Raw genomic sequence first — 12340 nt, 5'->3', positions numbered from 1 at the left:
CACCATGGCAGCCGAGCCCGAACGAGTCCTGCGGATGCGCGAAGCGTCCGAAGCCGTCGAGGCCATCGGCTGGCGCTACCTGCTCGGCACGCTGCGCACGGCGGTCGCCGTAACCTCGCTGGCGCAGGCGAGCACGGTCGTGGCCAAGGCCGTCGAGGCATGCGGGTCCGACGCCGACCGCCACCTGTGGTGTGACGTCCGCGCCGCCGAGGTCGTGCTGGTCCTGCAGTCGCTCGACGCCGCCGCGGTGACGGACCTCGACGCGGCGCTCGCCGGCCGGGTGTCGCTGGCGGTGCGCGAGCTGGGGCTGGTGACGTCGCCGGAGGCCGGAGGCGAGGCGTCCCGGGCCCTGCAACTGGTGGAGATCGCGGTGGACGCGATGGACATCCCGGCAGTGCGGCCCTTCTGGAAAGCGGTCTTCGCCTACGAGGACGAGGTCCTGCCGGCCGGCCCGACCGACGCCCTGGTCGACCCACGCCGCCAGGGCCCGGCGATCTGGTTCCAGCAGATGGACGCGCCCCGCCCCCAGCGCAACCGCATCCACTTCGACATCTGCGTCCCGCACGACCAGTCCCAGCGCCGCATCGCCGCAGGCCTGGCAGCCGGCGGCCGGCTGACGTACGACGCGGAGGCACCGGCGTTCTGGGTACTCGCCGATCCGGAGGGCAACGAGGTGTGCATCACGACGTGGCAGGGACGGCAGCCGGACTAGGGGAGGGCGTCGAGGGCGAACGGCGAGGACATCCCGCGGGCGAGCCGCGTCCGTTCCCCCGGCCGCGGCTCGTTCCCCATCGTTCAGCCCGCCGCCTTACCCAGCCTGCGCTGCCTTCTCGGCCGCGCTGCGCTCGATACAGAAGGCGTTCCCCTCGGGGTAAGCGAGATTCTACATACCGCATCCTGCCAGGTCAGAGCGGGTCCGGATCCTGTGTTGCCCAACCCTCCGGTGCCCCGGAAGAATCCCGACCATGACTTCTCTCGTGCGCCACGTCACGTTCGACTGCTCCGACCCGTACGCGCTTGCGTCCTTCTGGGCGCAGGTCTTCGGGTCCACGGTTCACATCGACGACCAGCCGGGTGACGGCGAGGTCTCGGTCATCGCACCTGAGGGCAACGCCAACTTGCTGTTCATTCAGGTTCCGGAATCGAAGGCTGTGAAGAACCGTGTTCACATGGACCTTCAGCCGCAGGACCGTACGCGTGATGAGGAGGTTGAGCGGCTTCTCGTCCTCGGCGCGACGCTGGCCGCCGACTTCCGGAATTCGGACGGCACCGGCTGGGCGGTCCTGAACGACCCCGAGGGCAATGAGTTCTGCGTTGAGCGCAGCAGGGCAGAGCGAGAGTAGCCGGAGCCACGCCCACGATCTGGTCCACGGGCAGGTCCTGCAGTTCTTCCTCGTCGGCCGGTGCGCTGGTTCCCCGGTCGCCGGCCCCCAGGCGGCAGTTGAGCGGAGGCGGGAACTGCCGGCCTCCGCCCAGGCCGATGTCGACCCCGGGCTGCGGAACGCGTTGGCCTAGATCGTGAAGGGGCCGCCGGTCGACTGGTTCGCACGCAAGCTCGACGTTCTGCAGGCGGAGGGTCCCACGGGCGTTTGCCGTGCTGTCGGAAACCCGGCCCCAGACGGGGAAAGGGACCGGAACCACCTCCGTCTGCGCGGAGAGACCTTGTCGGGCCGCCTGGGGTCCGGCTTCGGGTTCGAACCACCTCTGCCTTCGCGGAGAGACCTGATACTCCAGCTGACGTTCGAGATTTGTCATAGCGGTGTGGCTTGTCGTCGCTGGTAGTGGCATCGCTGTGCGGTGCGTTGGTGGCATCATCGCCATGTTGACCAGTGCAGTCGGTGTTCGGTCGGCTGCGGCTGGTTGTGCATGACGGCCAGGAGGTGGGCGATCTCGTTGCGGGTCAGCGGGATCAGGTTGACCTGGTCGGGTGGTTCGGGCTGTTCAGCGGCCAGGTCGGCGAGATCGGCGTGGGCGAGCATGACCAGCACAGTCCAGCGGCACCAGGAGACATAGCGGCGGACCTGGTGCTCATCCAGGCCGGCCAGGCCCTTGCCGGTCGGGAACGCCTCCTCGATCTTCCAGCGGACCCCGGCGGTACGGATCAGCACGTTCAAGCCGACCGATGTCGGGGCCCAGCACCGGTAGAACGCCGTCTCGCCAGTCGTGGGGCTACGCCTGACCAGGAGGTATCGCTGCCCGACAACCGGTGGCTCGGGGTCGTCCAAATGCAGGTAGGCCCGCTGATACCAGCGCGGACCCTTCGCGCTGGTGCCGGTGGGTCGCGTCTGCTAGCAGTGTTCAGGCAGCGCTTCGGCCAGCGCATCCGCTCGGATCCGGGCAGGTCCGATCGGTATCCGCATGGAGCGTGAAGTCGCCAGCACATGGCCGATCCGGTGCCGCTCCAGGCTGGCGCGAAGGGTCGGGTCGTTGCCATAGACCTCGTCGGCGGCGACCCAGCCCGCATGACGCCCGGCGGCAAGGGAGTGCTCGACCAGGAGCAGCGCTAGCGCGGGTTTGGTGGCGAACTGCGGGCCGTCGGACAATCCGGCCGCAGCACACCGGCCGGGATCATCAATCCAGGACACCGGGACATACAGCTCCCGGTCGATGAACGCCGCTCCGCGCGGCGTGGCCCCCGCTGCGGCGACCACGACCTGCGAGTTCTCGATCCGTCCGGCGGTGCCGGAGTCCTGCCGCTGCACTCCGACCGTGTGGGTGCCCTTCTTGACGTCCCCGGTCTCGTCCAGCAGCAGCACCGCACCGTCGCACCCGAGCTGGTCGACCACGAACCGGGCCACGTCGTCCCGGACCCGTCGTGGTCCCATGCTCCGCAGGACAGGAACCGGTGCATCACCGCAGGCGACGCGTCTCCCACCTGCTCGGCGATCGTCCAGCAGTTCTTGCGCGGCAACTCCGCCAGCGGCCCGCGCACCATCCGCTCGCACGTGCGGCGCGGCTCAATGCGGCCGAACCGTCCGGCGACCCGTCCCATCAGGTCCCTGAACAACTCTTCGGCACGTCCAGGGTCTAAGGTGTGGCCGACAGCCACCGCAGCGTTCTTCGTTGTCTTCACAAACCACGATGGATAGCGGTGGCCGTCGCGTCTCGCCAGCCCCTGCAGCCAAACCAGCAACGAACGTCAGCTGGAGTACCTAGAACACCTGGACGCCGGCAGCGGAGTTGGACAGCCACTGCGACCACGACAGCGTGTAGTCGGCGTAGCCGTTGGACTGGCTCACCTTGTGGCCGGTGCCGTTGATCGTCACCGGGTCTCCGACTTGGACGATGTTCCACAGATACGCCGCGTCGGCCTCCGAGAGGTGGACGCAGCCGTGCGAGACGTTCGCCTTACCCAGCGAGTTGTCCCACCACGCCGAGTGGATGAAGGTGCCGCTGTCGGTGAGTTGCAGGTCGTGGTACGTCTGGAGGTCGTACCAGCCGGGCCCGCCCTTGGTGCACTGGAGGCCGATGGCGCACGAGGTCATCTCGATGTGCGGGACCATGTCCATGATGGCCATCGTGCCGCCGTAGGTGGCATCGCCCGGCTTGCCCGTGCCGCTGGCCAACTTCTTGATCAACGTGCCGTTCTCGTAGACGCTCATCATGTGCGTCGTCGCATCGACGACGATCTCGTGGTCGTCACCGATGGAGAAGTCCAGCGTGCGGCTGGTCGAGCCGAACTGGACGGAGACCTTGGTACCGGCCGGCCAGAAGCCCTGCGGGCGGAAGTCGACCGTGGTCGAGTCGACCCAGGACCACGCGCCGTCGACGTGCGGCGTCGTCGTGACCTTCATCGCCCTCTCGATCGCGGCGCGGTTCGTTGACGCCACCGCGGAGCCGAAGTTGACGCGGACTGGCATCGCGACGCCGACCTTGGAACCGTTGTCCGGTGTCACCGAGGATATAGAGGGCAGCGCGACCGTTCCGGCCGAAGGGGAGGAGGATGTGGTCGGCGCGGCAGACGTGCTCGGCGTCGGAGGCGTAGAGGTCGACCCGGTGGTGGTACTGGGCACCGTGCTCGGCGCGGCCGACGAGGTGGTAGACGACGTGGTCGTCGCTGAGGGAACCGCTGTCGTAGTCTCGGATGCGGGCAAGGACGAGGCAGCCGTGGCGTCCTTGGTGGCAGCCGTGCTAGCGCATCCGGTGAGCAGTAGCAGCGACCCTGCGACCGCCGCCCCAGCGAACTTGTTCCCCACCGCGGTTCCCCCTACATGACTCTCTTCAGTGCTGTCGCTACTCATGACGCACGGTCTGCGGCTCGGGTTGCTAAGGAAATCGGAAAGATTCCAGTGCGACGGCAAGGAACGGCACAGGTGGTGACGGAGTGATGCGACACCCGCGCCAGGCTCACAGCAGCCTGGGAAGCTGGACGATACTGACCCGTGGTCAGTGACCACATGGCGCAGACCAAGGCCGACGATCGCCAGTGCGAACTCCGCCAAGCCGTCGGCTCAGGTCACCAGGGGACGATAAGCTCAGGCTGCTCGCGCTCGAATGGATACAGCCGGACGGCGGACAGGCCAGTCTGGAGGCCTGCGACGCGATGTAGTGCCGCTCTCGAGCGGAGGCTTCCGCCCTGTACAGGCATCCCAGACCGGGCGTAACGTTCGCTCAGGATTGAAATTGCGGGGGTCGAGATGGTCCAGGGCCTTTCACGCAGACAGCTCCCGCGCGGGCTGTTGCTCCTCAAGACGTGGGGAGCACCCACCGGCTTCATCTGCGCAGCGATAGGGACGGCAACAAGCGCAGCGGTCTTTTACACGGGCGCGGGCCTGTTCCTCGTCGCAGTCACTGTCCGGCTCGTCAACATCTGCCTCGGGAACGAGCCGCTGATACCAGTAAACGAACGCCGTCGTAAGCGCTGGCCCAACATTTCAAAGTACTAGCAGCCATTCGGCGAACAGCAGGATCAGGACGCGAGTGCCCAGCCGGCCTGACCCACTTTCAGAACTTCGGCAAGCTTCTCGGTCAGGACGCAAGTGCTACATGCGTTTCTTGCTCGGCAGTGTATTCGGCGCCCGGACCGGCGCAGCAGTACCGCGGTTGTGGTCTCCTCGGCGCACATCGCCGCGCCAACGGTCGTGCGATCTCCCGCGACCAGTTCCGGTATGCACCGACATAGCCCTCGGGGTCTTCGCACCAGACCCACCCCGCGCCATCGGCCTTGCGGTGGTCCTCGACCACCTTCGCGCCCAGACCCAGCACGCGGGCCAACTCCTCGTCGCGGGTGGTCTGCGGCATCAGGTCGAAGTGCATGCGGCTCTTGGCCGTCTTCGGCTCCGGAACCTCGATCAGCAGCAGGCCGGGCAGGCCCTCGGGGCCGTGCAGCAGGACCTCGCCGTCGCCGGGGGCGCACTCGGGGTCCATCGGCCAGCTCAGGACCGACTCCCAGAACTTGCCGAGCTCGTAGGGGTTGTTCGCGTCGAGGGTGATGTGGCGAATGACAGTCATGGCCGCCACTTTTCCGGTAGCGGCCGATCCCCAGCGACTCGATTGAGCCGCGTCGGCCCCGGCATGCCCGTCCCCGTATACTGAATCCGCGGCGAGTCGGTGAGGCGATCGCGGCATCGGGCGACCGGTGTCGAGGAAAGTCCGGACTCCACAGGACAGGGTGGTTGGCAACACCAACCCGGGGTGACCCGCGGGACAGTGCCACAGAGAAAAGACCGCCCGCCGTCAGGCGGGTAAGGGTGAAACGGTGAGGTAAGAGCTCACCAGCGCCCGGGGCGACCCGGGCGGCTAGGTAAACCCCACCCGGAGCAAGGTCAAGAGGGCCCGGGCAACCGGGCCTGCGCAGGTGTTCGAGGGCGGTCCGCCCGAGCCTGCGGGTAGACCGCATGAGGCACGCGGCAACGCGCGCCCTAGATGGATGGTCGCCACCGCGCGGTCGTGCTTCGGCACGGCGGCGTGGGACAGAATCCGGCTTATTAGCCGACTCGCCGCCTGACCTGCTAAAACAGGTCAGCCTCGTCGATTTTTCGTCAATTACGGAGGGTAGTCAAACTCTGCGTAAGGGCCACCATGGGCTACCACTCCGTACCGGATTCTTCTCGGGCGATGGAGATCCGTGCCCCTCGCGAGGCGTTGATGGACCGCAGACGTTTGCTGAAGTCGGGCATGGCATGGGCGTAGGTCTCGGAGACCTCTTGAACGGTGTCGCCGAGGACTTCGGCGACCTCGGCGATCGACATTCCTTGGCTCAGTAGCAGGGAGGCCACGTGGTGGCGGAGCTGATGGATGCCGGTGGTTTTGCCGGCTGGAGTGATCCCGGAGGCGCGTAGCGACCGATGCCAGGCCGACTCGTTGAAGTGGTCGCGGCGGATCGCATGTCCCTTGGTGTTGGTGAACAGCAGATGGAAGGTTTTGAGTGGCCCATCACTGTGATCCCACGGCAAGGTGATCGCGGTGGTCCCGTAGGTCTCAATGTGCTCGGTCAGGGCTTTCACCGATGTGTCCATCAGGTCCAGCGTCCTGATCTTGCCTCGCTTGGGTAGTGCGAAATGCAACCCGTCGTTGTAGCGGATCTGTAAGCAGACCTTGAGCTTGCGCCGCCTCAGGTCGAGGTTCTCCAGCGCCACGGCGAACAGCTCGCCTTGGCGCATGCCGGTGTCGCGCGCCAGCTCCCCGAGCGCCCGATACCGTTGGGGGAGTGCCTCGACCAGATCATCGACAGTGTCCTCCGACCAGGCATTGATGGCTTTCACCTTCTCGGTCCTGCGATCGACCTTCGGCAGGTCCAGGTCGACTGCGGGCGAGGCGTCGAGAAACTTCTCCTTCACCGCCGTGGTCAGCACCTTGGTGAGCACGGCCTTGTCGACTTCTGCAGTCCCTCGGGTCACCTGCCGTAGACGCTTGTTCAGCCACTTCTGGCAGTCGGACCGCTTGATCTCGGCCAGTTCCTTGCCGGTGAACTCTGGGATCAGCAGATCGTTGATCACCTGGCGGTAGCGGTTGTAGGTTCCGGAGGAGAGGATCGGGGGCGCCCACTCCTCCAGCTTCTCGCGTGCGAAATCCTCGAACAGCTTCTGGCCGGCTGTGAGGTCGAGAAACTGCCCCTTCTTCAGTCGATCGCGCAGCTCCCGCTTCTGCTGCTCCATCTCGGATTTGGCCCACACGGAGTCAAGGCGTAGTTCGGGGCCGCCGTCGACTTGATAGCAGACCATGTAGGTTCTGCCCCGCTTGCGTGGCCACGAGCGATGCCAGATTCGAACGTCCACAGTGTCGGGAGCTCCGTTCAGGGGAGTGAGCTACCTGTCTTGCCGGTGGTGGCACCGCGAACGGCGCCACCACCGGCAAGACAGTCATTTCTTTGCAGACTGATTCTTCGTGGATCGGGCGATCGGATCGCACGCGGCCTGCTCGTGCATCCATGACTCGATCTCAGACTGGGGATAGCGCAGCCTGCGGCCCACGCGGTAGGCCGTCGGGCCGGTGCGGATCTTGCGCCAGTAGCGCAAGGTCGACTCGGGAAACCCGTAGATCTCGCGGACCTCTTCGAGGAACAGCCACCGCTCAGCTGGAACCGCGGCCTGCTCAGCGGTGCTCACCGAGGCACCGGAATCATGGGGGGAGCCGCCAAGGAGGCATCCATGTCGGCTTCCGAGGGCGAGATCCACTCGGCCTTGAGCCGGTGGCCGCTGTCCCGCAGCGCGGCGTGACGCCAGGCTGCGTTCGAGGTAGGGGCGGTCTTTTCGGACATGCAGTCCTCCGTGGGGTGTGCCGGAGTGGCGACCGCGGTGTTGACCTGAGGCATGTGGGATCTGCGATCCCAAATGAACGACATAAGTCGACAGGGTTGCCACTGTTCGTAACAGCTAACACCTAGGATCGATCTTCAGCTAACGCTCGGCAACTCGTAGTGCTCCCGTGAACACGGACAGGCTCAGAGCGGGCTCTGGACGCGAGTCGGTGGCCGGCCGCAGGCAGAGTCCGGGTTTACGGCTAACGCTTGAGACGGCCGCGGCAGCGACGCTGGAAGGGAGCGCGAAGCGTCAGACTTCGGCGCGTGTGTCGGATACGACGAAGAAGGTCAGCGGCTCGCTTGCCGTCTGGCATCGATTGCCGCAACAGAGCGAAGATCACGATGGTGAAGGTAGGTCCTCTTCAGCGAACGACAGGCCGAGGAGTTCGACATCGGCAGCGAGGGCTGTGTAGCGGAGACCGGGGACAGGGCTAGCCTTCGTGGGCAGGTTCTCGTCGCCGGGAATGGCAAAATGGTTCACTGGATTCCCTCCTGTGTAGGGGTCCTGGCCCGGCCGGTGCGGTAACACCGAGTCGAGCGAGTAAGGAGGGGGTCGGGCCCAAACCCGGCCCCCTCTCGCGCTTCCACGAATACCGTAGCTCAGGACCCTTAGAGTTTTAGACCTCCAAAAGAGTGAATCTCTTTGGATATGAGCTGAGCTGCCGGCCTTATGGACGGTACGAGGTGATGCCTTTGGCGCCATGATGCTCTGCAAGGTTCGGATGAACGGGCGAAGACTCGACCGAACTGGCCCTGGGCCGCCCTGATCAGCAGGCCGGGTCGGGCCACCTGACCCCGCCGCGGAGCGGAGCCGTGCGGCACTTACAGCTCCCCGCGCAGAAGGTCGCACCGCTGGTGGCCACTGCCACAGTCCTCGGCGGTGTGGTTCCGCCGATGATCGTGGGTCTACCTTTATGCGGCAGCCGCCCAACCGACCAGGTCGCTGCGGTACCCACGCGGGCCGCCCCGCGGGTCGCAGTCGTGGCAACGAAGGTGCGTTCCTCGAGCAGGAGCAAGTCGTCGATGCATGACTGCCCTGTCTGTGGCTATGACGGATCGTTCGAGTGCGCCGTGTGCAGCCTGAAGCTGCGGAGCCGGATGAGATCTATGGACCGGAGTCGGCGACCTCCGCGGAGCCCCCTAGACCACGGCACTGTGAGGAGGCGCTAGGCAGAGTTTCGGGTGCAGCCCGGGTGCGGACCTTGGGGCGGCGGCCGTCAACGTGGATGCCTCAAGATTGTTGGTCCCGTCTCTTCGTGAGAAACGGGACCAGCCAGCGTTCGGAATCTTATGGACCGGGCGAAAAGGGCTCGCCGCTAGCGTCCGGGCGTGATCACGTCCAGGATGATCTGCAGCAGCAGCAGGATCATCTTGCGGACGTCGCGGTCACGCTGGCGGTCGTTCGTCATCAAAGCCTCCTGAGATGTCGTCGTGCACTTGGCCCGACCGTTAAGCCGCGGCTCCCTTCCAGCCTGCGCTGACCGTGGAGGGCGTTGGGCGAAAACTGACGGCGATCATCGAACACTGACGCAATCTGACATCGCGTCGGGCATGCGGCATGCTGGCCCTGACGGAATCTGACGGTTGCTGACGCTGGGGAGCTTCGGTGGTAGGCATCGCGTTACCCGACGAAGACACGCTGCCGGCGGGGCCGCGCCGGGACCTGCTGATCGCTTTGCACGATCTGTATCGTCGGGCGGGTCGTCCGGGCGTCAGGGTGCTGGCTGCTGATATCAAGGCTGATGACGATTGCCCTGACATCGTCAGCCACGAGGGGATCGCAGCGTTTCTTCGGGGCAAGCGTCTTCCTCGATGGAACAAACTCGCGAGTCTGGTACGTGTGCTGGCCAAAAGAGCAGTGGACCAGCCCGTCCCTTCTGAAGTCGTCCAGGACATGAATCGGTTGTGGCAGCGGGCAGCCGAGCAAACCGAAGCTGCGGGCGAATCGGCGTCTCAGGCCATCGCGCCTGAACACTTGGCGGCGCCAGCGGGTGACGGGGACATCGAGCAGGCAACTTCGACGGCGAACGTCCCGCCGATTCAGATAGGACCGGAGCCGCCGGTCGAGCCTCCCCGACCTCAAGAATCCAACAGGCGGGATTCACCGACGAAAGTACATCGGCCCAGACAGGATGGTGCGAGTGGAAGGCAGGCTGCCGCCAGGGATGCTGGCCGGGGCGTACGCGCAAGGGAGCTCATCGCGCTCGCGGAGAAGGCAGCGGTGGGGATACTTGCGCCTACCGGCAGGAATCAAGCCTTCCGAGGGAGCAGTTCGTTCCTCGAGTTGATCGGCTCCGGGTTCTTTATCAGTGAAGACAGAGTCCTCACATCCGTAGGCATCGTGGATGGTGTAGCACCGCTCTACTTGCGTCACGGCGTCGACACGATTGCAGTCGAGGGTGTCGAGATTCTGAAGGTCCGTTCCGCCGCGGTTGGTTTGGGTCATCCTTGGTGGTCGGACCTGGCCCTGCTGCATGTCCCGAGCGCCATCGGCGAACTAGGACATAAGTTCGCTCCGGTCTGGCTGGACCCGACAGGTGGCCTTACAATGCAAGCCTCTGCCGGCTGCGTCAGCCTTGGTTATGACGACCGCGGACTCCACGGAACCGCAGAACTGGCAAGGCATTTCTACGACGTCGCTGGGGTTCGTGGTGGTGGCGCCGGCTTCAAGTACTTTGAGTTGACGGGAGACGAGGTTTCCCGATGCGGTAGCGGTAGCATGGTCATCGACCTGGAGGCTGGCCGCGTGGTCGGCATCCTCAATGCCATCCGTACAGCAGATGACGGTTTCTACGGATTGGCGTTTCCTTTCGCCAACGCCCTTACGTCGGGCATGATCAGGGTCTTGGGGAAGTCACAAGCGGAAAGAATCCTGGCCAGTAATGACAGGTACCATGCAGACAATCTGGACTGGCCGGGGCTCTGCGCGCGTGAATTCCACTCGCAGTCGCTCGGGCAGTACAGGTCTGGTGGCAGGGACACCGCGAGCCCGTTGCACACCGCTACGCTCCTCGGTCTGCTCGCCGACGTCTACGATCTCGTAACGCCGGTCGAACTGGAGCGGTTCTCGATGCCCGAGTCAGAATCGCCCCAGGGCTCAGTCAGTCTTCTCCGCGACTTAGCGGCAGCGTTCGCCGCGACGACAACCCCTCCGAGTGCCGTGGCGGTGCACGGCCTGCTGAATTTCATGACTGACCTGATGGCTCTCGTGGGTGGACGCGCCGGAGCCGACTGGTGCAATGCGGCGCAGCGGTGGACCAGGCACTTCGCCGCCGATCTGGGCCAATCCAGTCGGCTGCGCGCACTAGTGTCCTGCGCCTCAAATCCGTTGAAGATATTTAGCGAGTGAGGTGAGGATCTCCTCGGCGGTCTTCTTCCAGACGAACGGCTTGGGGTCCTCGTTCCACTGCTTGATCCAGGCCCTGATGTCCTTCTCCAGGGCCTGGACGTTCTTGTAGACGCCGCGTTGCAGCAACTGTGTGGTCAGGTAGGAGAACCACCGCTCGACCTGGTTGATCCACGAGCTGCCGGTCGGTGTGAAGTGGACGTGGAACCGGGGGTGCCGGGCCAGCCAGGCCTTGATGGCCGGGGTCTTGTGGGTGGACAGGTTGTCGCAGACGATGTGTATGTCCAGGCCCTCGGGCACGGCCTTGTCGATAGCGGTCAGGAACTTCTTGTACTCCACCGCCCGGTGGCGCCGGCGGATCTCGGAGATCACGGTGCCGTCGGTGATGTTGAACGCGGCGAACAGGCTGGTGGTCCCGTTGCGGACGTAGTCGTGGGTGCGGCGCTCGGGCATGCCCGGCATCATCGGTAGTACCGGCGCTGAGCGGTCCAGCGCCTGTATCTGGGACTTCTCATCCACACAGAACACCACCGCGTTCTCCGGCGGGTTGTGGTAGATCCCGACCACGTCGACGACCTTGTCCACGAACAGCGGATCGGTGGACATCTTGAACCCGTCCACCAGATGCGGCTTAAGCTCGAAGTCGCTCCAGATCCTGCCGATCGTCGACTTGGACAAACCCGACTTCTTCGCCATCGACGCCCGCGACCAGTGCGTGGCATTGTCAGGGGTCTGCTCCAACGTGGCGGTCAGCACCTCCTCGACCTGATCCAGGCTGATCGACGCCGGTCGGCCCGGCCGGTATTCATCAGCAAGGCCGGCCAGGCGCTGCTCGATGAACCGGGCCCGCCACTTGGTCACGGTCTGCGGCCAGATCCCCAGCTCCGCAGCCACGTCCTTGTTACTCGCGCCCGGCTCGGCGCAGCCCAGGATGATCCGCGCCCGCATCCCCAACGACTGCGGGCCGTTCGCCCGACGAGACCAGCGAAGCAGTTCACTGCGTTCGTCATCGGTCAGGACCAACTCGGCCTTCGGGCGTCCGGTACGCGGCATACCACCAGCCTACACTTATTCAACGAATTTGAGGCGCAGGACACTAGATGACTGAGTCCAAGGGGTCGTTAGTGGTCGTAGGCGGTCAGTGAACGATGGACCGGCGCGCCGATCTTGTCGTTGTGCCAGATCACTGCGGTCAGCGCGAGGATTCGTTGCAGGACGCGGACGACGACGCCGTTGCAGGAGTGGCCGCCGTG

General features: G+C 65.2%; 9 protein-coding genes, 1 other RNA gene and 2 pseudogenes. 5 read left to right on the top strand and 7 right to left on the bottom strand.

Annotated elements, in window-relative coordinates; genetic code table 11:
- Positions 1–4 precede the first annotated feature (4 nt).
- Together ABIA35_RS18250 and ABIA35_RS18245 are read left to right on the top strand one after the other, a co-directional pair.
- A complete protein-coding gene (locus tag ABIA35_RS18250; RefSeq protein WP_370358654.1) occupies positions 5–712 on the top strand; it encodes a VOC family protein in 708 nt (235 codons plus the stop codon).
- A gap of 253 nt (positions 713–965) precedes the next feature.
- Positions 966–1343 carry a VOC family protein gene (locus ABIA35_RS18245; protein ID WP_370344165.1) on the top strand — a complete coding sequence of 126 codons (378 nt, stop codon included), beginning with the start codon at positions 966–968 and terminating at the stop codon, positions 1341–1343.
- A 468-nt stretch (positions 1344–1811) separates the two neighbouring features.
- Here the strand turns inward: ABIA35_RS18245 and ABIA35_RS18240 are convergent.
- Positions 1812–2992: pseudogene (locus ABIA35_RS18240) on the bottom strand (IS701 family transposase).
- Between the two features lie 160 nt (positions 2993–3152).
- Positions 3153–3860 (bottom strand): L,D-transpeptidase, encoded by a 708-nt coding sequence (locus tag ABIA35_RS18235; RefSeq protein ID WP_370344285.1) that lies wholly within the window; start codon positions 3858–3860, stop codon positions 3153–3155.
- Between ABIA35_RS18235 and ABIA35_RS18230 the strand changes: the two genes are divergently transcribed.
- Positions 3784–4215: a hypothetical protein gene (locus tag ABIA35_RS18230; RefSeq protein ID WP_370358829.1), complete on the top strand. Its 432-nt coding sequence runs from the start codon at positions 3784–3786 to the stop codon at positions 4213–4215. The genes ABIA35_RS18235 and ABIA35_RS18230 overlap by 77 nt on opposite strands.
- A gap of 753 nt (positions 4216–4968) precedes the next feature.
- On the opposite strand, the gene ABIA35_RS18225 is transcribed toward ABIA35_RS18230, so the two are convergent.
- Positions 4969–5451 (bottom strand): VOC family protein, encoded by a 483-nt coding sequence (locus ABIA35_RS18225; protein ID WP_370358653.1) that lies wholly within the window; start codon positions 5449–5451, stop codon positions 4969–4971.
- A 92-nt stretch (positions 5452–5543) separates the two neighbouring features.
- On the opposite strand from ABIA35_RS18225, the gene rnpB reads away from it, so the two are divergent.
- An RNA gene (gene rnpB, locus ABIA35_RS18220) (RNase P RNA component class A) lies at positions 5544–5943 on the top strand.
- An 83-nt stretch (positions 5944–6026) separates the two neighbouring features.
- Here the strand turns inward: rnpB and ABIA35_RS18215 are convergent.
- Together ABIA35_RS18215 and ABIA35_RS18210 are read right to left on the bottom strand one after the other, a co-directional pair.
- Entirely contained in the window at positions 6027–7217 is a 1191-nt protein-coding gene (locus ABIA35_RS18215) for a tyrosine-type recombinase/integrase (protein ID WP_370358652.1), read from the bottom strand.
- A gap of 84 nt (positions 7218–7301) precedes the next feature.
- Positions 7302–7547: a helix-turn-helix transcriptional regulator gene (locus ABIA35_RS18210; RefSeq protein ID WP_370358651.1), complete on the bottom strand. Its 246-nt coding sequence runs from the start codon at positions 7545–7547 to the stop codon at positions 7302–7304.
- A 1800-nt stretch (positions 7548–9347) separates the two neighbouring features.
- On the opposite strand from ABIA35_RS18210, the gene ABIA35_RS18205 reads away from it, so the two are divergent.
- Complete coding sequence (locus ABIA35_RS18205) at positions 9348–11090, top strand: hypothetical protein (protein WP_370358650.1); 1743 nt, start codon at positions 9348–9350, stop codon at positions 11088–11090.
- Here the strand turns inward: ABIA35_RS18205 and ABIA35_RS18200 are convergent.
- On the bottom strand, positions 11061–12140 hold the full coding sequence (locus ABIA35_RS18200; protein WP_370347993.1) for an IS630 family transposase: 1080 nt from the start codon (positions 12138–12140) through the stop codon (positions 11061–11063). The two genes, ABIA35_RS18205 and ABIA35_RS18200, sit on opposite strands and share 30 nt — an antisense overlap.
- Positions 12141–12208: 68 nt before the next feature.
- Positions 12209–12340, bottom strand: a pseudogene (locus ABIA35_RS18195) (IS982 family transposase); the annotation flags it as partial.

Origin of the sequence: Catenulispora sp. MAP12-49 (assembly GCF_041262705.1) — a bacterium.
Taxonomy (GTDB): Bacteria; Actinomycetota; Actinomycetes; order Streptomycetales; family Catenulisporaceae; genus Catenulispora.
This window is presented reverse-complemented; position numbering and strand designations above follow the sequence as displayed.

What these genes read in the sequence shown, in the direction of transcription:
- ABIA35_RS18245 (WP_370344165.1), top strand. Translation starts at nt 966, where the DNA reads ATGACTTCTCTCGTGCGCCACGTCACGTTCGACTGCTCCGACCCGTAC.
- ABIA35_RS18200 (WP_370347993.1), bottom strand. Translation starts at nt 12,140, where the DNA reads ATGCCGCGTACCGGACGCCCGAAGGCCGAGTTGGTCCTGACCGATGAC.
- ABIA35_RS18250 (WP_370358654.1), top strand. Translation starts at nt 5, where the DNA reads ATGGCAGCCGAGCCCGAACGAGTCCTGCGGATGCGCGAAGCGTCCGAA.
- ABIA35_RS18225 (WP_370358653.1), bottom strand. Translation starts at nt 5,451, where the DNA reads ATGACTGTCATTCGCCACATCACCCTCGACGCGAACAACCCCTACGAG.
- ABIA35_RS18235 (WP_370344285.1), bottom strand. Translation starts at nt 3,860, where the DNA reads ATGCCAGTCCGCGTCAACTTCGGCTCCGCGGTGGCGTCAACGAACCGC.